This window comes from Christiangramia pacifica, assembly GCF_057221535.1.
This window is the reverse complement of record NZ_CM170146.1, coordinates 2,549,308-2,574,190: the sequence shown is the minus strand read 5'-3', so window position 1 is coordinate 2,574,190 and position 24,883 is coordinate 2,549,308. Positions and strand designations below refer to the sequence as shown.

Annotated in this window: 13 protein-coding genes; 6 read left to right on the top strand and 7 right to left on the bottom strand. The window is 37.8% G+C overall.

Annotation, left to right across the window (positions count from 1 at the left end; translation table 11 throughout):
• The first annotated feature begins 493 nt into the window (after positions 1–493).
• The 4 genes from AC2S94_RS11785 to AC2S94_RS11770 all read left to right on the top strand — a co-directional run bounded on the left by AC2S94_RS11785 (position 494) and on the right by AC2S94_RS11770 (position 14,344).
• Entirely contained in the window at positions 494–9,724 is a 9,231-nt protein-coding gene (locus AC2S94_RS11785; protein ID WP_484628776.1) for a tandem-95 repeat protein, read from the top strand.
• A gap of 12 nt (positions 9,725–9,736) precedes the next feature.
• Positions 9,737–10,633 (top strand): PorP/SprF family type IX secretion system membrane protein, encoded by an 897-nt coding sequence (locus tag AC2S94_RS11780; protein WP_484628775.1) that lies wholly within the window; start codon positions 9,737–9,739, stop codon positions 10,631–10,633.
• Between the two features lie 17 nt (positions 10,634–10,650).
• Entirely contained in the window at positions 10,651–12,525 is a 1,875-nt protein-coding gene (locus AC2S94_RS11775; RefSeq protein ID WP_484628774.1) for an OmpA family protein, read from the top strand.
• A 346-nt stretch (positions 12,526–12,871) separates the two neighbouring features.
• A complete protein-coding gene (locus AC2S94_RS11770) occupies positions 12,872–14,344 on the top strand; it encodes a S41 family peptidase (protein WP_484628773.1) in 1,473 nt (490 codons plus the stop codon).
• A gap of 267 nt (positions 14,345–14,611) precedes the next feature.
• Here the strand turns inward: AC2S94_RS11770 and AC2S94_RS11765 are convergent, their stop codons facing one another.
• The 6 genes from AC2S94_RS11765 to AC2S94_RS11740 form a co-directional block, all read right to left on the bottom strand.
• A complete protein-coding gene (locus AC2S94_RS11765) occupies positions 14,612–15,118 on the bottom strand; it encodes a CAP domain-containing protein (RefSeq protein WP_484628772.1) in 507 nt (168 codons plus the stop codon).
• A gap of 176 nt (positions 15,119–15,294) precedes the next feature.
• Complete coding sequence (locus tag AC2S94_RS11760; protein ID WP_484628771.1) at positions 15,295–16,203, bottom strand: ribonuclease Z; 909 nt, start codon at positions 16,201–16,203, stop codon at positions 15,295–15,297.
• Positions 16,204–16,234: 31 nt separating this feature from the next.
• The gene (locus tag AC2S94_RS11755; RefSeq protein ID WP_484628770.1) at positions 16,235–16,567 is read right to left on the bottom strand and encodes a ribonuclease Z; all 333 of its coding nucleotides are present in this window, start codon (positions 16,565–16,567) and stop codon (positions 16,235–16,237) included.
• 49 nt (positions 16,568–16,616) lie between these two features.
• Entirely contained in the window at positions 16,617–17,549 is a 933-nt protein-coding gene (locus AC2S94_RS11750) for an aspartate carbamoyltransferase catalytic subunit (protein ID WP_484628769.1), read from the bottom strand.
• 7 nt (positions 17,550–17,556) lie between these two features.
• A complete protein-coding gene (gene pyrR / locus AC2S94_RS11745) occupies positions 17,557–18,096 on the bottom strand; it encodes a bifunctional pyr operon transcriptional regulator/uracil phosphoribosyltransferase PyrR (protein WP_484628768.1) in 540 nt (179 codons plus the stop codon).
• A gap of 94 nt (positions 18,097–18,190) precedes the next feature.
• Entirely contained in the window at positions 18,191–19,201 is a 1,011-nt protein-coding gene (locus AC2S94_RS11740) for an alpha/beta hydrolase (RefSeq protein WP_484628767.1), read from the bottom strand.
• Between the two features lie 255 nt (positions 19,202–19,456).
• On the opposite strand from AC2S94_RS11740, the gene AC2S94_RS11735 reads away from it, so the two are divergent.
• Positions 19,457–22,504: a PAS domain S-box protein gene (locus AC2S94_RS11735; protein ID WP_484628766.1), complete on the top strand. Its 3,048-nt coding sequence runs from the start codon at positions 19,457–19,459 to the stop codon at positions 22,502–22,504.
• On the top strand, positions 22,491–22,889 hold the full coding sequence (locus tag AC2S94_RS11730; protein WP_484628765.1) for a response regulator: 399 nt from the start codon (positions 22,491–22,493) through the stop codon (positions 22,887–22,889). The genes AC2S94_RS11735 and AC2S94_RS11730 overlap by 14 nt, the downstream gene beginning before the upstream one ends.
• Before the next feature lie 72 nt (positions 22,890–22,961).
• Here AC2S94_RS11730 and rpsA read toward each other — a convergent pair whose 3' ends face one another.
• Positions 22,962–24,812 (bottom strand): 30S ribosomal protein S1, encoded by a 1,851-nt coding sequence (rpsA, locus tag AC2S94_RS11725; RefSeq protein ID WP_484628764.1) that lies wholly within the window; start codon positions 24,810–24,812, stop codon positions 22,962–22,964.
• Positions 24,813–24,883 lie beyond the last annotated feature (71 nt).

Here is a 24,883-nt window from a genome sequence, read left to right as displayed (position 1 = left end):
TCTTCAAATGAAGAAATTTTCTTTCAATTACTAAAAATTCTCCTACACAATAAGTTTAGCTATAGTGCTGAATTACAAATGATTAATAATGTAATATTGATCTGAATCTACGGGTTTTCCCCTATAAAATTTAACATTTTCCTACAAAATTCCCACAAAGTCAATTTGTAAAATGCTCATTTAGAGGGGGGAAATAACCCCTTTAAGTGTATTTTAACGAATATATCTCCCGTTATATCTAAAAATCCCGAAATCTCTAATTATACCGCCTTTCTTGTAATAGTTTTACATCAGAATTGCATCGAAAATAGAGTCACCCCCCACACTTCTCTAAGTAGTTCCTCAAGACTACAGATGTTTATTTCACCCTAAGTTTTTTTATTACTGAACTCCCCAAGTCAGTTGAAGGTAACTTCATCTGAATTCATTTTTTTATTGGATCTAATTAGCCCTGGTGGCTTTAACAAAATTGATAATTCTAAACATTATTGATATGATTTGGAAAACTACTTTACCAAAAAATTATGCACCTAAAAAATCTCCAAGGAGATCTTTTTCCATTTTGCATTTTTTATTCATACCGCTATTCCTCTTAGGATCACTCGTGATTAATGCACAGAATGTAGTGGTTCCTGTTGAAAATCCAAACGGAGGATTTAATATCGATGGTGACCTAAAGGCAAATACACCTATCCCCGGGGTTGGTGATTGGTTCCAGGGTCCTGCCGGATCTGGAGGATTTGTATTTGACGATAACGGAAATAGTGTAAATCCAAACACTTCAAAATTTGTTTCCGATATTTTAAATACATCTACAGATAGATTTTTAAAGGGAAACTTGAATAAAGCATCAAATTCTCCTGGTGTATGGGAATGGTCTACTTCACCAAGCGGACCATCGGCTAAAAGTGATATTGAACACGCTTTTTACCATATAGCCCGTGATGCAAATACAGGAGACCAGTGGATTTTTGTTGGTGCAGATCGTATTAGTGCTAACGGTAGTACAGGTACTGCGTATATAGATTTCTCTTTCTTCCAGGGAACAATTGTTGAAAATAGTGATAATACATTTACTGCTCCTGGTAACCAGGGCGGACGTACAGTAGGAGATATACTTTTAACCCTACAATATGTTAACGGAGGATCTAATCCTCTATTTTACGTTTATCAATGGGTAGAAATTAGTCCTGGTAATTATGGATTTGAATTATTGATTACCAATGATTCTACTGAAGATGCTTATGTTGCTAATCCTACCAACGTTTTCGCAAGAGTAAATATTGATGGTCCTATCTCTTCTCCAATTGGCGCATTTGGTGATTCTACCATAAATCAATATAAATTCGTTGAAGGTGCTATTAACCTTACTTCCTTATTAGATAATTTGGATGTTTGTAAAAATGATGGAATAGGGATAAATTCTATTTTTGTAAAAAGTAAAAGTTCTGCTGCATTAACAGCAGATTTAGAAGATTATATAAGTCCTATCAGCGTAGATTTCACAATTACTTCTGCTGAAATTGCTTATCTTGATTCTCCTGTTTGTAAGGATGCAGGAAATATCCAGGTAACCAGAGTTGGTCCTTCAGGAGGAAAATTTACCAGTACAACTGGTTTAGTTATAGATGAAAATACAGGTGAAATAAATGTTGCTGAAAGTACTGCAGGAAAATATACTGTCACATATTCCTATACTTCATATTCATGTAGTAAAGAAACCACTACAGAAGTTGAAATTTATAATAATCCAAATGCACCAGTAATATCTATTACTGAGCAAACCAGTTGTGGTGCTGCTACAGGAACAATATCAGTAAATTCCCCGGAAAATAATACTACATATACGATCTCTAACGGATCTGATTATTCTGCTTCAAACGAAACCGGAATTTTTGAAGGTTTAGCAGCTGGAACTTATACAGTAACTGCACAAAATAATACCACTCAATGTTCGTCAACTGATTCAAACTCTTTGACTATAAATAGTGCACCGGAAACTCCTGATGCACCGGGAGGAAATTCTACACAGGAGTTTTGCTCTACTGCAGATGCAACTATTGCTGATCTTGTGGTAACCGGAAATAATATCCTCTGGTATGCCGATGAGACTTCTACAACTGCATTAGATACTAATCTTGGATTGGTAAATGGAGAAGATTACTATGCGACTCAAAATAACGGTAGTTGTGAAAGTTCTGATAGATTAAAAGTTGTGGTTACGATCACTAATCAGCCAGTAGCTGATGTCATTGCTAACCAGGAAGCTTGTGATTCTTATACACTACCAGCGCTTAGCGAAGGAAATGCTTATTACACTGGAGCTAATGCTACTGGAGATATGCTAACTGCAGGAACTCAAATTACGGCTACCCAGGATATCTATGTATATGCTGCTGCCACTGGTTCTTGTATTGCTGATGAGTCAATGTTTACTGTAACTATCAATGAGACTCCGGTTGCTGATGTTATCGGAGATCAGGAAGCTTGTGATTCTTATACACTACCAGCGCTTAGCGATGGAAATGCTTATTACACTGGAGCCAATGCTTCTGGAGATATGCTAACCGCAGGAACTCAAATTACGGCTACCCAGGATATCTATGTATATGCTGCCGCTACTGGTTCTTGTACTGCTGATGAGTCAATGTTTACTGTAACTATCAATGAGACTCCGGTTGCTGATGTTATCGGAGATCAGGAAGCTTGTGATTCTTATACACTACCAGCGCTTAGCGATGGAAATGCTTATTACACTGGAGCCAATGCTTCTGGAGATATGCTAACCGCAGGAACTCAAATTACGGCTACTCAGGATATCTATGTATATGCTGCTGCCACTGGTTCTTGTATTGCTGATGAGTCAATGTTTACTGTAACTATCAATGAGACTCCGGTTGCGGATGTTATCGGAGATCAGGAAGCTTGTGATTCTTATACATTACCAGCGCTTAGCAAAGGAAATGCTTATTACACTGGAGCTAATGCTACTGGAGATATGCTAACTGCAGGAACTCAAATTACGGCTACCCAGGATATCTATGTATATGCTGCCGCTACTGGTTCTTGTATTGCTGATGAGTCAATGTTTACTGTAACTATCAATGAGACTCCGGTTGCGGATGTTATCGGAGATCAGGAAGCTTGTGAATCTTATACATTACCAGCGCTTAGCGATGGAAATGCTTATTACACTGGAGCAAATGCTTCTGGAGATATGCTAACTGCAGGAACTCAAATTACGGCTACCCAGGATATCTACGTATATGCTGCCGCTACTGGTTCTTGTATTGCTGATGAGTCAATGTTTACTGTAACTATCAATGAGACTCCGGTTGCGGATGTTATCGGAGATAAGGAAGCTTGTGATTCTTATACATTACCAGCGCTTAGCGATGGAAATGCTTATTACACTGGAGCTAATGCTTCTGGAGATATGTTAACTGCAGGAACTCAAATTACTGCTACTCAGGATATCTATGTATATGCTGCCGCTACTGGTTCTTGTATTGCTGATGAGTCAATGTTTACTGTAACTATCAATGAAACTCCGGTTGCTGATGTTATCGCAGATCAGGAAGCTTGTGATTCTTATACACTACCAGCGCTTAGCGAAGGAAATGCTTATTACACTGGAGCAAATGCTTCTGGAGATATGTTAACTGCAGGAACTCAAATTACGGCTACCCAGGATATCTATGTATATGCTGCTGCCACTGGTTCTTGTATTGCTGATGAGTCAATGTTTACTGTAACTATCAATGAGACTCCGGTTGCTGATGTTATCGGAAACCAGGAAGCTTGTGATTCTTATACACTACCAGCGCTTAGCGAAGGAAATGCTTATTACACTGGAGCAAATGCTTCTGGAGATATGTTAACTGCAGGAACTCAAATTACGGCTACCCAGGATATCTATGTATATGCTGCTGCCACTGGTTCTTGTACTGCTGATGAGTCAATGTTTACTGTAACTATCAATGAGACTCCGGTTGCTGATGTTATCGGAGATCAGGAAGCTTGTGATTCTTATACACTACCAGCGCTTAGCGATGGAAATTCTTATTACACTGGAGCTAATGCTACTGGAGATATGCTAACTGCAGGAACTCAAATTACGGCTACCCAGGATATCTATGTATATGCTGCTGCCACTGGTTCTTGTATTGCTGATGAGTCAATGTTTACTGTAACTATCAATGAGACTCCGGTTGCGGATGTTATCGCAGATCAGGAAGCTTGTGATTCTTATACACTACCAGCGCTTAGCGATGGAAATGCTTATTACACTGGAGCAAATGCTACTGGAGATATGCTAACTGCAGGAACTCAAATTACGGCTACCCAGGATATCTATGTATATGCTGCTGCTACTGGTTCTTGTATTGCTGATGAGTCAATGTTTACTGTAACTATCAATGAGACTCCGGTTGCGGATGTTATCGGAGATAAGGAAGCTTGTGATTCTTATACATTACCAGCGCTTAGCGATGGAAATGCTTATTACACTGGAGCTAATGCTACTGGAGATATGCTAACTGCAGGAACTCAAATTACGGCTACCCAGGATATCTATGTATATGCTGCTGCCACTGGTTCTTGTATTGCTGATGAGTCAATGTTTACTGTAACTATCAATGAGACTCCTTTAGTAGATGTTCCTGAAAATGTGAGCCGTTGCGATTCTTATACCTTACCTGAGCTTACAAATGGAAACTACTTCGCTCAAACCGGTGGAGTTGAACCTATTGAAGCTGGAACTGAAATTACTGCTAGTCAGACCATTTATGTTTTTAGTGCCGGGAATGGGTCATGTGAAAATGTAGAAAACTCATTTACTATTACTATAAATGATACTCCAATTGCGGATGCTCCGGAAAATGTGGAAAGATGTGATTCTTATATTTTACCTGAACTTACCAATGGTTCTTATTTCGCGCAACCAGGTGGAATTGATCCAATTGCAACGGGTAGTGAGATTACCACTACACAAACAATTTATGTATACAATCCTGCGAGTGGTTCATGTGAATCGGCTGAAAATTCTTTTGAGGTAACAATTAATGATTCGCCTATAGCCGATGCTCCTGATAACGTTGAAAGTTGTGATTCTTACATATTGCCTGAATTGGTAAATGGTTCTTATTTTGCTCAATCAGGTGGAATTGATCCAATTGCTGCTGGAACTGAAATTACTTCAACTCAAACTATATATGTTTTCAGCGCAGGTACTGGTTCATGTGAAAATGCTGAAAATTCATTTGAAATAACCATCAATAATACACCATTAGCCGATGCGCCTGAAAACGTTGAAAGTTGTGATTCGTATATTTTGCCTGAACTAGCAAATGGTTCATATTTCGCTCAATCAGGTGGAATTGATCCAATTGCTGATGGTACTGAAATTACTACTACTCAGACTATTTATGTTTTTAATGCTGGAAGTGGTTCTTGTGAAGATGCTGAAAACCAATTCGTAGTTACTATCAATAAACCAGCTGTTGCAAATAATGATTCTGTTGATACAAACGAAGATGAGGCTCTAACTATAGATGCACTTGCAAATGATAATAATCCGGAGGATGGGGATTTAATTATTGAATCTTTCACTCAAACATTAAACGGTACTCTAACTCAAAATGAGGATAATACCTTCGAATATGTTCCTAATGAAAACTTCAATGGAGAAGATTCATTTACGTATACAATTACTAATGGTAATTGTGGCAGTTCTACGGCAACTGTTACAATAAATGTGCTTCAAGTAAACGATGCTCCGGTTGCAAATAACGACTCTGCTGTAACTGATGAAGATACTGCTGTGGTGATCGAGGTTCTTGAAAATGATACTGATGTTGATGGTGACGAACTTACGGTTGTTAGCGTAACTCAGCCTTCAAACGGCACTGTAGTTATCAACGAAGATGGTACAGTTACTTATACTCCTAACGAAAACTTTAATGGAGATGATGAGTTCACCTATACCATCGAAGATGAAGAAGGACTTTCTGATACTGCTACGGTTTCTGTAACTGTAAATCCAGTAAATGATGCTCCAGTTGCTAATGATGACTCAGCTGTAACTGATGAAGATACTGCGGTAGTGATCGATGTACTTGATAATGATACAGATGTTGACGGGGATGAACTTACAGTTGTAAGTGTTACTCAACCAGGAAATGGAACTGTAGTTATCAATGAAGACGGAACGGTGACTTATACTCCGAATACAGATTTTGAGGGTGAAGATGAATTCACTTATACAATCGAAGATGAAGAAGGATTAACTGATACGGCTACAGTTACTGTAACTGTAGCACCAACAAATGATGCTCCGGTTGCAAATGACGATAACGCAGTAACTGATGAAGATACTGCTGTGGTGATCGATGTTCTTGTAAACGACACTGATGCTGATGGAGATGAACTTACGGTTGTTAGCGTAACTCAGCCATCAAACGGTACTGTAGTTATCAACGAAGACGGAACAATTACTTATACTCCTAATGAAAACTTCAATGGAGAAGATGAATTTACTTATACCATCGAAGACGAAGAAGGATTAACTGATACTGCTACGGTTTCTGTAACTGTAAATCCAGTAAATGATGCTCCAGTTGCCAATAATGATTCAGCTGTAACTGATGAAGATACTGCAGTAGTGATCAATGTACTTGATAATGATACAGATGTTGATGGTGATGAGCTTACCGTAGTAAGCGCTACTCAGCCAGAAAACGGTACAGTAGTGATCAATGAAGACGGAACAGTAACTTATACTCCTAATGAAAACTTCAATGGAGATGATGAGTTTACTTACACGATCGAAGACGAAGAAGGATTAACTGATACAGCTACAGTAACTGTAATTGTAGCACCAACAAATGATGCTCCGATTGCAAATGATGATAATGCTGTTACTGATGAGGATACTGCTGTGGTGATCGATGTTCTTGAAAATGATACTGATGTTGATGGTGATGAGCTTACAGTTGTTAGTGTAACTCAGCCTTCAAACGGTACCGTAGTAATTAACGAAGACGGAACGGTAACCTATACTCCTAACGATAACTTTAATGGAGATGATGAGTTCACTTACACCATCGAAGACGAAGAAGGACTTTCTGATACAGCTACTGTATTTGTAACAGTAAATCCAGTAAATGATGCTCCGGTTGCAAATGATGATTCTGCTGAGACAGATCAGGATGTGCCGGTTGAGATCGCAGTACTTGATAATGATACAGACCTTGACGGTGATGAACTTACAGTTGTAAGCGTAACAGATCCTGAAAATGGTTCAGTAGTGATCAATGAAGACGGTACAGTAACTTATACTCCAAATGATAGCTTTACAGGTGAAGATGTATTCGAATACACAATATCTGACGGAAACGGAGGAACAGATACTGCAGTGGTAACCATTACAGTAAATGATACTGAAGGACCTGAGATCGCTTGTCCTGCTAATATGAACCTGAATAATGATCCTGGTGTATGTGGAGCGATTGTAGAATTTACAATTCCTGAATTTACAGATAACTCTGGATCTGCAACTATCGAACAAACTGAAGGACCGGCGCCTGGAGATCTATTCCCTGTTGGAACAACTACAGTGACTTTTGTTGCAACAGATGCTTCAGGAAATTCTACTACCTGTAGCTTCGATGTGATCGTTACAGATAATGAAGCTCCAGTAGTTGAAACGATTGCAGATATTAACGTAGACACAGATACAGATGTTTGTGGTGCAGTTGTAGAATTTGGAAATATCATAACTTCTGATAATTGTCAAGTAGATACTGTTGAAGTGACAGAAGGTTTGATCTCTGGATCTGTTTATCCGGTAGGAACAACTGAAGTTACGATCACTGTCACAGATATTTACGGTAATACCACAACCACTACTTTTAGTGTAACTGTGAACGATAATGAAATGCCAGTTGTATCATGTCCATCTGATATCATGACTACTACTGAAGAAGGTGAAGCATTTGCGATTGTTAATTTTGACAATGCAACTGCAACAGATAACTGTGAAGTAAGTGTTGAGCAAACGGCAGGTCCTGTTTCTGGATCAGAATTCCCAATTGGAGATACAGTAGTGACTTTCACCGCTACAGATGCTTCTGGAAATTCAACTGAATGTAGCTTTACCGTTACTGTTGAAGATGATGAAGATCCAACATTAGATTGTCCTTCAGATTATGAATCTGGAGTAGATACTGGTGTATGTGGTGCCGTGGTTGAATTTGAAACTCCAACTGGATTTGATAATTCTGGAGACGTAACCGTAACTCAAACTAATGGGCCGGCTTCTGGAGCACAATTCCCAGTAGGAACAACTACTGTAGAATTCACTGCAACAGATGCTGCAGGAAATATTGCTACTTGCAGCTTCACTGTAACAATCAACGATGATGAAGCTCCTGCTATTGAAGATATGGATGATATCACTGTAAATAACGACGCTGGCATCTGTGGTGCGGTAGTGAGTTTTGAAACTCCTGGCGCAACTGATAATTGTGGAATCGAAAGTGTGATCATGACCGAAGGTCTTGATTCAGGATCTGAATTCCCAGTAGGTGAAACAACTATTACCTACGTAGCTACAGATACTGCAGGATTAACTGCAACTACAAGCTTTACTGTAACAGTTATTGATAACGAGGCTCCATCAATTGAGTGTCCGGAAGATATTACTGTGAACGTAGCTTTTGGAACTACCTCTGCTATCGTAGAGTATGAAACTGTAACTGTAACCGATAATTGTGGTGGTAGTACAACAACTATGACAAGTGGAATCGCTTCCGGTGAAGAATTCCCTGTAGGAGATACAGTAATCACATACACGGTGACCGATGCTAATGGAAACGAAGCAACCTGCCAGTTTACTGTAACGGTTGAAGAGAATCCTGCTCCTGCACCACCTCCAGCTCCAACGGTAGATGTAACGCAGGCTACTTGTAGCAATCCAACAGGAACGATAACTGTAGAAGCTGAGCAAGGCCTATCTTATAGTATCGATGGTGAAAACTTCCAGACTGAAGGTGTATTTACAGATCTTACACCCGGAACTTATGATGTTGTTTCTCAGAATGGATTGGGACAACTATCAGATCTTACCACTGTAGTCATTGAAGAGCCGGTTGCTGAAGAGATCGAATTGGTTAATAATGGAACCGTAGATCTTTGTGTTGATGATTCGGCTTACGATCTAACAGACCTTTTCGTTGGAGACTACGATGAATCAGGTGTATGGATCGATACAAATAATACAGGCGCCTTAGAAAATGGATTTGTAGATCCAGGTCTATTAGCTCTTGGAAATTATACTTTCGAATATAGAGTTGAGGGTAACTGTCCTTCAAGTACTTTAGTAACGGTTGCGGTTAATGATGACTGTGTTGTATTAGACTGTACAATAGAAGATGTTCGTGACAGTATTTCTAAAGCTGTAACTCCAAACGGAGATAACAAAAATGATTTCTTCTCTGTAGATCTGGACATTGCCTGTGGCTTCACATACAATGTTAAGATATTCAACAGATGGGGTGCAAAAGTATTTGATGCCAAAAATTACCAGAACAACTGGGATGGTTTTTCAGACTCATCTTTTGGAAGCTCAAATCAATTACCATCTGGTACATACTTCTATGTACTTGAGATCAACGAAGGAAACTTCGAACCAATTCAAGGTTATATTTACTTAGGAACTAAATAAAAAAGGGAAACCATGAAAAAAGTTTATTTAATTATATTAATGCTATTTGTTGCGGCCCCAGGATTTTCGCAACAGCTCCCTCAGTTTACGCAGTACATGTACAATACAATTTCTATAAACCCGGCGTATGCAGGGAGTAGAGATGGATTTTCTATCACCGCACTTAACCGTAACCAATGGGTTGGTGTAGATGGGGCTCCTGTTACTCAAACTTTATCTATCAACTCTCCTTTGAGAAATGATAAAATTGGATTAGGATTATCTGTGATCAATGATAAGATCGGAGATGAAAATACCACTTTTGTTTATGGAGACTTTTCTTATCGTGTAGATCTAAGTGCAGATCTTACCTTAAGATTAGGTTTAAAAGCCGGTGCTTATTATTACGGACTGGATGATCCAACTTTAGGTGACGATCCATTTTTTGCAGATAATTTCAACAGATGGACCCCTAATTTTGGAGCAGGTGCTTACCTGTCATCTCAAAACTGGTACTTAGGTTTCTCCGCTCCTAAGTTAATTAACAAAGATAACAACCGCGCTGAAGAATTCAGAGCCCTGGAACAGGTTCATTATTACCTTACATCAGGTTACGTTTTTGATATGAGTGAGAACTTTAAGTTAAGACCTTCAGCTTTAGTTAAAGCAACAAATGGAGCTCCACTTTCAGTAGATATGACTGCAACAGCGATCTTCAACGAAAAGTTTTATTTAGGAGCTAATTATAGAATTGACGATGCCATTGGAGCATTTCTGGATCTTCAGCTATTTCCAGGATTTCGCGCCGGATATGCATATGAGTATTCGATTTCAGATATTCAACCATACACCTCAGGAACTCATGAATTTCTGTTGATCTATGAATTTAGATTTAAAAATACCAGGTACAAATCACCTCGATTCTTTTAACCAAAAGCCTGTTTATTATGAAAAACATATACTTTTTATTTTTAATCCTGCTGTCTGGATCGCTTAGCGTTCAGGCTCAAAGTGGAAAACAAAAAAAGGCAGATAGGCTTTACAATGATTTCGCCTACCTGGAAGCTACCGATGTTTATAAGGAGCTCATCGAGAACGAATATAACGTAACTTATAATTCAAAGAAATTAGGAGATGCTTATATGAATTTGAGAAGTCCGGAGAACGCAGTTCACTATTATGGTGATGTGATCGAGGACACGACGATCTCTCCAGAATATTATTACAAATATGCTCAGGCACTTCGCGGAGTTAAGCGATATGATGAATCAAGACAGTGGCTGCGTAAATATCTTGAAAGCGGTAGAAGTTCCGAAGAAATTCAAACGATGCTGAATAAAGATGAATATAAAAGCAAGGCAACTTATAAGTTAAAAGCTGCCGATTTTAATTCTGAAGTAAGTGATTTTGGTGTATTCGTAAAAGACGATCAGGTATATTTCGTTTCAGCCAGAGCTCAGGATGTAGATGTAAAAGACAAAACTTACAGCTGGAACGGTGAACCTTTCCTGGATATCTATGTTATGGACAAAGCCTCAGGAAACATTGAGCCAATTGGTGGAGATATCAATACCAAATTACATGATGGTCCTGCTGTGGTAAGCCCTGATGGTAATACAATTTATTTCACCAGAAATAATTATATAGACAATAAGGAAGGTAAAAGAGATAAGGAAAAAACAAACCATCTAAAGTTATATTCAGCGACCAATGCTGGAAACGGATGGTCTGAAGTAAAGGAACTTACCTTCAACAGTAATGATTATTCAGTAGGTCACCCTACTCTATCGCCAGATGGAAAAACTCTTTATTTCACTTCAGACATGCCTAACGGCCTTGGCGGAACAGATATTTATAAAGTTTCTGTAGATGAGAACGGTAATTTTGGAACTCCTGAAAATTTAGGTGAGCCCGTAAATACTGAATTTGACGAAACCTTTCCTTTTATGGATACAGATGGAACTTTATATTTTTCATCTAATGGCCATGCAGGATTAGGCCTTTTCGACATCTTTAAAATGACCGAGGAAGATGGCGTGGAAAATCTTGGTGAACCCGTGAACAGCAGCAAGGATGATTTCGCATATTTCCAGGTGTCAGATTCTCGTGAAGGCTATATTTCAACGAATCGTGATGGTGGAAGTGATGATATCTATGTTTTCAATAAAATGAATCCATTGTTACTAAAAGGTCAAGTGACAGATGCGGTTAACGGAAATCCTATTTCTTCGGCTACCGTAAGGTTAATGACTGAAGAAGGTGAACAGCTTGCATTTCTGGAAACCGATGAAGAAGGAAATTACGAGATTGAAGTTGCCAGAGATAAAACATTCCCTGTAGAAGCAAAGGAAATAGAATACCAGACTTTTGAAGGAGAGGTAAGCACGATGGATGCAGATGAGAAAGAAGAGATCGTTTATGACATTCAGCTGAATCCAGTGAAAGATGTGGAATATCTTGCTGAAATTGATAATATCTATTTCGACTTTGATAAATCCAACATTAGACCTGATGCCGCCAAAGAACTTGACAAACTGGTAGACCTGATGCAAAACGAATATCCTGAACTAGTGATCGAAATTGGATCGCATACAGACAGACGAGGGAGCAATGCATACAACGAAAAACTTGCGGAAAGAAGAGCTAAATCAACCTATGATTACCTGATCTCCAAAGGAATTGCTGAAGACAGAATTATGGAATATAAGGGTTATGGTGAAACCAAACCAGCTATAGACTGTGATCGCTGCTCAGAACAGGATCACCAGTTAAACAGGAGATCTATGTTTAGTGTAGTTAAAATGGAATCAACTTCTAACTAACCTGAAAGAAAGAGGCATTTGTGAAAGTATTTAAATCCTTTTGGAGCTGAAATCTTTACCAGATAGCCTCTTTCTATATAATTTTAAACCCAACCGAAATCGATAATGGGAGATGATCATTACGACCGATGATCACTAATGATTTTGCAAATCGACCCCAACAAATCGATTGAAGAGAAAAAGGTTCAGCCTCTAGCCTGAACCTTTTTCGTTTTTATTACGTAAATATTATCAGTTTCCGTTTCTTTATTGAATCATATTGGATTGAACACATTATGGCACAATTACTGGACTTAATAAAGAAAAATTAAAGGAAAACGCTAGTTTTTAACCAAATATAAAACTGATGAAACTGAGAAATTTACTAATACTGAGTAGTATGCTATTCTTTATTCTTACCTCATGTACAAAGGATGAAGATGTTATCGACAACCCAAATCCCAACACAGGTAATGAAAACCCTGTAAATACGAATCAAGATGAGGAGCTGGAAGTTGAAAGCTTTATTTACAGAGGATTGAATGAACTATACCTTTATAAAGCTGATGTTCCTGAATTAGCAGATAATTACTTCAATAATGCGAACGAAAAAAATGCATTCCTGGCAAGCGCTTCATCCCCTGAAGCCTTATTTGAAGACCTTATCGCTCCTTTTGACAGATTCAGTTTTATAACCGATGACTACACCACACTGGAAGAGCAGTTTCAGGGAATGAGCGGAGCAACCGGAATTAAATTCGGACTGGGTCAGATTTCCGGAACCGATAATGTTTTTGGAATTATAAGATATGTGCTTCCAAATACTTCTGCTTCTGAAGCAGGCCTGGAAAGAGGAGATATATTCACCGAAATTGACGGACAGAAGCTTACTTCTTCTAATTTTTCGAGGTTGATAGAAAAAGAAAGTTTTACCATTAATGTAGGATATGTAGAAAATGGTCAGATTTTTTTAACCGATGAAGAAGTGACTCTAACTGATGATACTTATACTGAAAACCCTATTTATATTGCAAAGACCTTCGATATTTCGGGAAGAAAGATCGGGTATTTAATGTACAACAGCTTCATTGGTAATTTTGATGAGGATCTCAATAATGCATTCGCTGATTTCAAAGCTGAAGGAGTGACAGATTTTATTTTAGATCTAAGATATAATGGAGGTGGCTCCGTGGAATCTGCAAAAGATCTTTCCAGCATGATAACCGGTCAGTTTGAAGGCGAAGTCTTTATTAAAGAACAATGGAACGAGAAATATCAGACGTATTTTGAAAACCAAAATCCTGAAGCACTGGTAAATAGGTTCGATAGCACCCTTAGAACAGGAACTGCTATTAACAGCCTTAATTTGAACGAACTTTATGTATTGACCTCAAGATCCAGCGCTTCTGCAAGCGAGCTTATAATTAACGCTCTAGACCCTTACATTAATGTTATTCAGGTTGGTGATAGAACCGTAGGAAAATTCCAGGCATCAGTAACGCTTTACGACAGTCCAGACTTTGACAAGGATGGCGCCAGCGATAATCATACTTATGCAATGCAACCTCTGGTTTTTAAATCAATAAATGCCAATGGAAATTCAGATTACGTGGATGGTCTTGAACCTGAAATTACATACATAGAAAACTTGAACAATTATGGCGTTCTTGGAGAACGGGATGAGCCTTTGCTCGAAAAAGCCCTAAATGCTATCCTGGGACGTTCACAGATAAATAGAAGAAATATTGAGGATTTACCTTATGTACAACTTGGAGAAAGTGGAATGAACGATCTGCAATATCAGAAGATGTACATTTCGAAGATTCCAAAATTGGATTAATTTTTTCGGAATATTGAATGAAGGTCCGGTCTAACAAACCGGACTTTTTTATGAAACAATACCAGCCAAAATAGATTAACAAATTCAATACTAACTCTTAAATGTTCTTAATTCTCAACAAGTGAATTTCAGCAATTAAGATTTTAAATATTATTTATGTTAACCGAGTAATCTATTTAACAATTTCAGATAATAGCAAAAAAAAAAGGGTCAGCCTCTAGCCTGAACCCTTTTTCTCGATTTGGGGGGAAAACAAAACTTGCGGTATTACTTTTTTATAAAAATGTTGGTGAAATAATTCTTTCCATTTTCATCCTGTCTAACTGATACTCCGAAATGAGTAAAATCTCCTTCCACATTTTCTCTGTGGCCTTTACTTTTTAACCAGGCGTTCACAACGGCTTCAGAAGTTCTATAACCATATCCAACATTCTCGGCAACCTTCTTCGCTCCTACTTCCTGCATAAGGAATGAAGCTCTATCAGCAAAATTATCATGACTAACGGTTCCTTCTACAATCATATATTCATTATGTTCTTCAGACTCGATAGAGATATTTGCCATTACTTTAAGTTCACTAAGACCAAGAGCACTTCTGTAAATATTGATCTCATCAAGGATCTCTACTTCAATAGTCGAGTAGGTATATTCTACTTTTTTGGTTACTACTTGATCATAGGATGAAACTTCATCACCAATGCTATCTTTCGAACAAGACGTAAGAAACAACGCACATAAGATTAACATAAATCCTGTTAAAGTAATTTTTTTCATAGGTTAAAATGTTAGATTCAGGGAAGATAAATCTACATATTTTATCGACTAATGACTTATAAAACCAAAAAAAAGGTCAAAATTTGATCAATTTTAACATTTTCTGTAGGAATTTACGCTAGAAGCACTGAGGATTAGCCGATTAACGACTGATGAAAGTAATTACTTGAAGTGTGTTATTCAACGATTATTTCTTTTCCATCATCGGCTAAAAGGATGTCGGAAAAAATATCTGAAGCCTCCTCTCGAAAGAGTTCAATATTTGCATATCGCGTGGAATAATGTCCGAGAATCAATTTTTGAACATTGGCCTCTTTTGCGATGGTGGCCGCTTGCCGGGCCGTTGAATGTTTGGTGGGAAAAGCTAGTTCTGCCTGGTCTTCCAGAAAGGTAGATTCGTGATAAAGAACTGTGACATCTTTGATCAAAGGAACCAGCTCTGGATCAAAAACCGTGTCGCTACAAAAAGCATAGGATTTAGCGGGCGCGGGATCATCGGTCACTAAATGATTTGGAATAAGTTTTCCATCTTCCGATACCACATCTTTTCCTTTTTTCAAACTCTTGAAAAGAGTATAGTCAATATTGTAATCTTCAGCTTTATCTATAAGAAGTTTGCGATCGCCTTCTTTCTCACGGAATAAAAATCCATTGGTATAAACGCGGTGCTTCAGAGGCAAAGTGCTTACACTAACTTTCGAATCCTCAAATATCAATTCAGGTTCTCTGGAAGTCAGCTCATGAAAGATCAATGGAAAATTAGTCCAAGAATTGGCCAATTTAAGCTGAAGAGTAATGATCTCTTTTATTCCTTTTGGGCCATAAATGTGAAGTTCATTCTCTCGGTTTAATAGTCTAAAGGTAGAAACCAGGCCAACGAGGCCATAGAAATGATCTCCATGCAAGTGAGAAATAAAGATATGTTTGATCTTGGAAAACTTGATCTTATTACGACGAAGTTGCACTTGTGTACCCTCACCACAATCTATTAGAAAAAGATGATTATTAATTTCAAGAACCTGTGAGGTTGGATTTGTAAAACTCCGTGGTGTCGCCGCATAGCAACCAAGTATGGTAACTTTCATTCAAAAACATTTTCAATTTGGGTAGGAATTCCTAGAATCTAAGGTCTCTCTGGATCTCATCCATCTGAATCATATCTTCTGCTTCTTGAAGCGTTGGCACAACTACCAATTCTTCCGGAAGTTCATCAATACCTACAGCATCGTTAACGATCACAAAGCTTTTATTCTCTTCCCGATGCACATTAGACATCTCCAGAAAACCAAGTAAATTGTCTGCCTTTGCATCGCTAAAACTTCTAATATCTATCACTACATTTTCAGATTTGAAATCATTGTGATGTCTGGTAAGTACCGAAGCAAATTCAGTTATTGAATCGCTTTCGTTTTCTATAAGTAGAAAATTTTCTTTTTTGGAAGTTTTCATTGTATAGGTCTTATTTCTTTCAAATTCAAGTTACAAAATATGTGACTATCTATTGCTTGATCTTAGAAGCCAGAAGGTAGATCACAGCCATTCTTACGGCTACACCATTCTGTACCTGGTCTAATATTATCGCGTGATCTGAATCTGCTACATCACTGGTAATTTCCACACCTCTATTTATTGGGCCGGGATGCATGATAACAATCTCTTTATTAAGACTGTCCAGCAATTTTTTATTTAATCCGAATTGCTTTACGTACTCACGAGTGCTCGGAAAATAGCTGATATCCATTCGCTCATTCTGTACTCTTAGCATATTTGCCACATCACACCATTCTAAAGCCTTCCGAAGATCCATCTCCACTCCTACTCCCAGAGATTCAATATGTTTCGGTAATAAAGTTTTTGGTCCGCAAACTTTTACTTCAGCTCCCTGAAGTTTTAAGGCGAAAATATTGGAAAGTGCTACCCGACTATGAAGAATATCACCCACGATAACTACTTTCTTTCCCTTTACATTTCCTAGTTTCTCCCTGATAGAATAGGAATCCAGCAATGCTTGGGTAGGATGCTCATGTGCTCCGTCACCAGCATTTATGATACTCGCATTTACATGTTTGGAAAGAAAAATCCCTGCGCCAGGATTAGGATGACGCATAACCACCATGTCTACTTTCATCGAAAGTATATTGTTCACGGTATCTATTAACGTTTCTCCTTTTTTAACCGAGGAAGAAGCTGCAGAAAAATTGATCACATCTGCGCTTAATCTTTTCTCGGCAAGCTCAAATGATAACCGTGTTCTGGTACTGTTTTCAAAGAATAGATTGGCAATTGTAATATCCCTGAGCGAAGGAACTTTTTTGATTGGCCTATTAATGACCTCCTTAAAATGATCTGCAGTTTTGAAGATAAGCTCTATATCTTCAGGTTTAAGATATTTAATTCCTAATAAGTGATTCACACTTAATTCGCTGCTCATTTTTTATCTATTTTGATATTAGGTAAACTGCATCTTCACCATCATTTTCCTTCCAGCTCACCTTTACTTTTTCTTCGTTGATCGCATCTACCTGTCTACCGTTGTAATCTGGCTGAATAGGCAAATGTCTGCTAAATCTTCTATCTATTAAACTTAGAAGTTCAATTTCGCTAGGCCTACCAAATGATTGAATTGCTGTTAAAGCCGCACGAATACTTCGGCCGGTATATAAGACGTCATCTATAAAAACCACACGCTTATCTTCAACCACAAAATCAATTTTTGTCTTATTCGCTTCCAGTGGTTTTTCGCCTCTTCTAAAATCGTCCCTATAAAATGTAATATCCAGCTGGCCGGTTAAAATATTATCAAGACCATATTCCTCCTTAAGGATTTTTTCAATCCTTTGGGTAACATAAATTCCTCGAGGTTGAATTCCTACGAGAACAGTATTTTTAAAATCTGTATGCTTTTCTACCAATTGACAAGCCAGGCGATGCAGAATGATGTTAATTTGGTTTGAGTCTAGAAGTACTTTACGGCTCATAAGACTATTTGTAGATTGGAACAAAAGTAATGTTTTTTTTGGATTGAATCGGTATCTGAAATCTTTGTCTACAAGGTGACATTCGAATTATCATTTAAAAATTTGTTGAGTCGATCTTCATATTCAGATTATCTCGAAAAAATTCAAGAATAGAATTTTCAACGATTTCAGTATCTTTTGATTTAATATCGCTTCCAATAAAATGTGTTCCCGGAGTTTTCAAAGATTTCAAAACCTTCAGAGAATCTGGAGTACCTAACAGTTTGTATACATCTTCGTAGGTACTTATTTCCACATGCTGATCCTCCTCTATAAAATTCCGGTGATAATAAAGGGTTAGAACAGGACATTCAATTTTCTGAAAAGTTTCTGGAAGCATGGTGGTCTCTACTAACACCTGAAGATCAACCAATGCTTTCGAAGGATAAATGGTATCCCAGTATTTCGCAGCTTCTGCCTGTTCATGCTCGATCTTTTTCATTTCTCCGAAAGAAATCAACCTGGCAATATCGTAACCCCAGGGAGAATTTAGTACAAAAGTTCCCGGCTGGTCATCCTCGACATTAGGAGACAAATTAACCAGAGCATATACATCCTCAGGAAATTCAGCTGCTAATTTAAACGCCAGAGTTCCTCCGGTAGAAGTGCTCATAATAATCACCTTATCACCTATTTTCTTACCTATGGCCAAAGCTTCTCTAGCAGAATTCCAGGCGTTCTCTCCAGAAAAATTTTCTAAGGCCTCTTCTGGCTTCAAACCATGACCAGCCCATCTAGCCATATAAATATTAGCGTCAAGCTTTTCAGCAATATCTTTGTTTACCGGGTATCCATCCATATAACTTCCCGCAAATCCGTGCAGGTAAACTATACTATATTCAGTTTTAGATTTCACTCCGTCATTCCAAATAATTCTGGCTTCATTATTCTTTCGAACAGCAACAGAATTCTCCTTGTTTTCAATATATGATACCAATTTTTTAAAAGAATCTGGTAATTCAGGTAAATTGGATGAATATTCCGGTTTTTCCGGCACAGGTCCTAAGAAGTAGGTAATGGTTAGCGCTACTAAGAATATAATAATCGCCCAGTATCTTTTTTTCATGTTCAATGATAAGAATATTTTTCAGTAGACCTTCCCAAACTATTGTGAAATGGATAATTTTCAGCAATTGGTGTAAAGAACATTGCTTTCGACTTGCAATCTTAATTTTAGTCTTACACTATTTGTAGGAAAAGGCTGAAGAATCTAATAGCTCTTAGCTTCAAAATGAACTGATTGAATTTTTTTATTGCTTTTTATCCAGATTTAATTTTAATTGCAAGGAGAAAAGATCCCCAAATCTTTAAACTAACCAGAATGACCTACGGTGTAATGGATAAGGTTTTCTCTATGATAAGAGAAAATCAGGAGTATTTTGAATTTACTCAGTTAAACGCACTAGACGGCTTTTTAATTTTCAATATAGAAGATTCTAAAAGCATTTGGCTCAATCCTAAGTTGCGCTCTGTTCTAGGTTACGATCCTTCTGAATACGAAAAAAGAGAGCATATCTCCCAGTTTATTAATGAAGAAAATCTTGCCATTTTTGGAGATTTAAACGGCAGTAATATTCAAATTTTACTAAAGCATAAACAGGGATTTCAGATTAGGCTTTCGGCCAGTAGTTTGAAAATTAATGACGGTTTAGATACTTGTGTATTGGTAGGAGTGAATCAATTAGAGCAAGCTTCTGACGTAAAATATAATCTTCTTAGGAAACTTAGCCGTTATGAAAAAATTATCGAGGGTGCTGAATTAGGTAACTGGCAGTGGAATATTCAAACCGGAGAAACTATTTTCAGCGAAAACTGGGCTCAGGTCTTAGGCTATAACCTGGAAGAATTACAGCCAACTTCAGTAAAAACCTGGGAAAGCCTATCGCATCCTTCAGATCAGGAGAAATGCAACCAGGAATTACAAAACCATTTTGAAGGAAAGACAGATTATTATCTTACCGAAGCCAGGATGCGCCACAAAAATGGAGAATGGGTTTGGGTAAGAGACAAAGGAAAAGTGGTTACCTGGACTAAAGATGGTGAACCGGAATGGATGACCGGTTTTCATGTGGACGTAACCGAAGAAAAATCAAGGCTGGAAATAAAGAAATTATTTATAGACCAGGCCCCGAGTGCTATTGCCATGTTTGACAAAAACATGGTTTATGTAGCTGCATCAAATAAATGGCTGGAAGATTACCACATCAAGGAAAGGGAGATCATTGGGCACTGCCATTACGATATCTTTCCTAATATCTCAAATGAATGGAAAGAGGTGCATCAAAAATGCATGAACGGGGAAATTCATAGTAAAGATGAAGATTGCTATATCTATCCTGATGGAACCGAGCAATGGATTAGTTGGGAAGTAAGGCCATGGTATACCAGCGAAAATACTATTGGAGGAATTTTAATGCATACTGCAGATATTACTCCAATTAAGATGGCTGAAAGAGAAATTTTCAAACGTCAGCAATTAATGGAAACTGTCCTGGAAAGTGTAGATGTTGGAATTGTGGCCTGTAATAAGAACGGGGAACTTACGCTATTCAATAAGGCAACTAAAGACTGGCATGGCTTACCTGCAAAACAGATACCTCAGGAGAAGTTATCGGAATACTACGGATTGTTCGATATTGAAGGAAACAGAGCGCTGGAACTTTCAGAAATTCCTTTATTAAAAGTTCTAAATAGTGGTAAACTGGAGAATGATGAAATAATGATCAAACCCAACGACGGTACAAATCGTAAAGTTTCGGTCAATGGATCACAGCTTTTTGATGAAAATGGTAATCTGGCCGGTGCCGTAGTGGCAATGCACGATATTACGAAAAGAATTGATGCTGAGAATAGACATAGGATCAGTCAGGAAACATTCAGAGGAAGTTTTGAGCATGCCGCAATTGGAATGGCCGTGGTAAATCCTGACGGACAGTGGATTCAGATTAATAATCGGGTTAGTGAGATCGTAGGTTATACTCCAGAAGAATTAAGAAAACTTACATTTAGAGATCTTACACACCCGGAAGATCTTGACCTGGATGTAAAACTACTGAATGAACTAATCCTGGGAAAAAGGGATCATTATCATATGGACAAAAGGTATTTCCATAAGGATGGCCATATTGTCTATATCAACCTTGCCGTATCCCTGGTTAGAAACGAGAAAAACCAGCCGCTTTTCTTTGTATCGCAGATCATTGATATTTCAAAAGAAAAGATCGCTGAAGAAAAGCTGAAAAAAACATTAGTAGAGCTTGAAGGACTTCTGGAAGCCAGCACCCGAGTAAGTATTATCAGCATGAATACCGATGGTATTATTACCGCTTTCAATAAAGGTGCTGAGAATCTTCTGGGTTATTCAAAGGAAGAAATGATTGGTAAGCAAAGTCTTGACATCCTGCATTCCAGAAAAGAACTGAAAGCCAGAGCGAGGGAATTCGAAAAAATTCATGGTGAAAAGCATGAAGGTGTGAAATTATTTCAAGCCATGGCACATAAGAATAATTTTGACACCAGGGAATGGTTTTATAAGCCAAAGAATGGTAACATGTTCCCAGTTCAGCTTACACTGACTACCATAAAAGATGAAGGAGAAACTATTGGATACCTGGGAGTAGCAACAAATATTTCAAAACTTAAAAATGCTGAAAGAGAATTATCAAATATCCTGGAGCTTACAAAAGATCAGAATGACCGATTAAAGAATTTTGCGCATATAGTTTCTCACAACCTTAGGTCGCACTCAGGAAATTTTGGGATGTTGCTGGATCTTTACATACAGGATCATCCGGAGCAAAAAGATGATGAGATCATACAAATGCTCTATAAAGCATCCGGAAATCTTAAGGAAACCATTGAGCATTTAAATGAAGTCACGGTAATTAATGCCTCTGTAACCGAAACCCTGGTCAAGGTTAATCTATTTAAAGAAATTGAAAATGCCAAGAATACTGTTGGGGCATTAATTAGTGAAGCAAAATTGAAAATAATCAATAATGTGCCTGAAGATTGTGAGGTGATTGGTATAAGGGCTTATATGGAAAGTATTCTACTAAATTTTACTACCAATGCGATCAAATACAGATCTGAAGAGCGAGAAAGTTATTTAAGATTTAGAATTAACGATAAAAGAAAATATATTCAGCTTATTGTTGAAGATAATGGCCTGGGAATAGATCTCACTAAAAACAGGCAGAAAATTTTCGGCATGTATAAGACCTTCCATAATCATAAGGATTCGAGAGGAATAGGACTATTTATAACCAAGAATCAGATAGAAGCGATGGAGGGAAGTATAGATGTGGAAAGCAAAGTAAACGAGGGAACCAAATTTATAATTAACCTGAAAAAGAATGAAAAAAGTTGATATAGCTTGTATTATCGATGATGATCCAATTTTCGTATTTGGAACAAAAAAGATCATGCAACTTGCCGATTTCTGTACTAATTTTATGGTTTTTCATAATGGCGAAGAAGCTATAAATCATTTGAAACCTATCATAGAATCTAATGAACCTTCGCTTCCAGATGTGATTTTACTGGATCTGAATATGCCTATAATGGATGGATGGCAATTCCTTGACGAATTCATCAAGATTCCATGTAAAAAAGAGATTATCATATACATTGTAACTTCCTCCATAGATCCTCAGGATCTTGCACGAGCTAAAGAATATGATAATATCAGTAATTACCTGATCAAACCAATAAGCGCGCAGAAACTTCAGGAACTACTGGCTGAAGCGGATTAAATTCAAAATTCTACCAAAAAAAACCTCCTTAGTTGCCTAAGGAGGTTTTTACTTTATAAATATCCGGTAAGATTATCCTTTACCTTCCATTTTGTCTTTCAACGCTTGAAGATCAGCATTAACATCACCAATTGTAGTGGCGTTGTCTTTGTTTTGCGAAGCTGATTTCTTAGCAGCCTGCTTAACAATTTTTTGCTCTTCTTCTTTGTGAATTACCATGTGAGAAGCTACCACTCTCTTGAATTCTTTGTTGAATTCAATGATCTGGAATTCTGCCTCTTCACCTTTCTTCAATTTGCTACCATCTTCTTTTTCAAGATGTCTTTGTGGTACAAATGCAGTGATATCTTCATTGAAGTCGATTGTAGCACCTTTGTCTACGATCTCAGTGATCTCAGCTGTGTGCTTAGTTCCAACTCCAAAGTCATCTTCATATTTATCCCAAGGGTTATCTTCGATCTGCTTGTGACCAAGAGAAAGTTTTCTACCTTCAACATCAAGTTCAAGAACTACAACTTCAAGCTCATCGCCTACGTTAGTAAATTCTGATGGGTGCTTGATCTTCTTAGTCCAAGAAAGATCAGAGATATAGATAAGTCCGTCAATTCCTTCTTCTAACTCTACAAATACTCCGAAGTTAGTGAAGTTACGAACAATACCTTTATGCTTAGAACCTACAGGATACTTAGAAGTGATATCAGTCCAAGGATCTTGAGTCAATTGCTTGATACCAAGAGACATTTTTCTGTCATCTCTATCTAAAGTAAGGATCTGTGCCTCTACCTCATCACCTACATTTACGAAATCCTGAGCTGAACGCAAGTGTGTGCTCCAAGACATTTCAGAAACGTGGATAAGACCTTCAACACCTTCAGCAACTTCGATAAATGCACCGTAATCTGCGATTACAACTACTTTACCTTTCACGTTATCACCAACTTTAAGATCCTCACTAAGAGCATCCCATGGGTGCTGGCTAAGTTGCTTAAGACCTAACTGAATTCTAGACTTAGACTCATCAAAGTCAAGGATTACTACGTTAAGTTTCTGATCAAGCTCAACGATCTCGTTTGGATGGTTGATTCTAGACCAGCTAAGATCTGTAATGTGTACAAGTCCATCAACACCTCCAAGGTCAACGAATACACCGTAAGAAGTAATGTTCTTAACAGTACCTTCAAGTACCTGACCTTTTTCAAGCTGACCGATAATTTCTTTCTTCTGCTCTTCGATATCTGCTTCGATAAGCGCTTTGTGAGAAACTACCACGTTTTTGAATTCATGGTTAATTTTAACCACTTTGAATTCCATGTTCTTACCTACGTAAGCATCGTAATCTCTAATAGGCTTCACATCAATTTGTGATCCTGGTAAGAAAGCTTCGATTCCAAATACATCTACGATCATACCACCTTTAGTACGGCATTTAATAAATCCGTTTACTACCAGGCTTTCATCGTGTGCTTTGTTTACTCTTTCCCAAGCCTTGATCACTCTCGCCTTACGGTGAGAAAGGATCAACTGTCCAGTAGAATCTTCGCGAACGTCGATCAATACCTCAACATCATCACCTTCTTTAAGGTCTGGGTTGTAACGGAATTCGTTAAGAGAAATAACTCCTTCACTCTTTGCGTTAATGTCGATAATTGCATCACGATCTGTAATATTAATTACTTTTCCTGTTACAACTTCGTCATCTAAAGTGTCAACGAAATTTTCTTCAACTAGCTTTTCAAATTCTTCCAGCTTCTCATCGTCGATAGGATCGATTCCTTCTTCGTAATTGTGCCAGTTAAATTCTTTAAGGAATTTCTCAGGATTTTCCTGTTGCTTTTCTGCATCAGGTTGAGAATCTGTAGCCATTCCAGCTACGTCTTGAACTTCAAGTTCCTGAGCTTCTTTGTTTTTGTTTTCTTCAGCCATTACTGACTTTAAATTTGTATTCTGAGTTTCTTCGGAAATCTTTCAGCAAAACAGAAACTACAGAAGTTGTT

Coding starts and splice junctions, on each gene's coding strand:
- AC2S94_RS11785 (WP_484628776.1), top strand. CDS start 494: ATGATTTGGAAAACTACTTTACCAAAAAATTATGCACCTAAAAAATCT.
- AC2S94_RS11780 (WP_484628775.1), top strand. CDS start 9,737: ATGAAAAAAGTTTATTTAATTATATTAATGCTATTTGTTGCGGCCCCA.
- AC2S94_RS11775 (WP_484628774.1), top strand. CDS start 10,651: ATGAAAAACATATACTTTTTATTTTTAATCCTGCTGTCTGGATCGCTT.
- AC2S94_RS11770 (WP_484628773.1), top strand. CDS start 12,872: ATGAAACTGAGAAATTTACTAATACTGAGTAGTATGCTATTCTTTATT.
- AC2S94_RS11765 (WP_484628772.1), bottom strand. CDS start 15,118: ATGAAAAAAATTACTTTAACAGGATTTATGTTAATCTTATGTGCGTTG.
- AC2S94_RS11760 (WP_484628771.1), bottom strand. CDS start 16,203: ATGAAAGTTACCATACTTGGTTGCTATGCGGCGACACCACGGAGTTTT.
- AC2S94_RS11755 (WP_484628770.1), bottom strand. CDS start 16,567: ATGAAAACTTCCAAAAAAGAAAATTTTCTACTTATAGAAAACGAAAGC.
- AC2S94_RS11750 (WP_484628769.1), bottom strand. CDS start 17,549: ATGAGCAGCGAATTAAGTGTGAATCACTTATTAGGAATTAAATATCTT.
- pyrR (WP_484628768.1), bottom strand. CDS start 18,096: ATGAGCCGTAAAGTACTTCTAGACTCAAACCAAATTAACATCATTCTG.
- AC2S94_RS11740 (WP_484628767.1), bottom strand. CDS start 19,201: ATGAAAAAAAGATACTGGGCGATTATTATATTCTTAGTAGCGCTAACC.
- AC2S94_RS11735 (WP_484628766.1), top strand. CDS start 19,457: ATGACCTACGGTGTAATGGATAAGGTTTTCTCTATGATAAGAGAAAAT.
- AC2S94_RS11730 (WP_484628765.1), top strand. CDS start 22,491: ATGAAAAAAGTTGATATAGCTTGTATTATCGATGATGATCCAATTTTC.
- rpsA (WP_484628764.1), bottom strand. CDS start 24,812: ATGGCTGAAGAAAACAAAAACAAAGAAGCTCAGGAACTTGAAGTTCAA.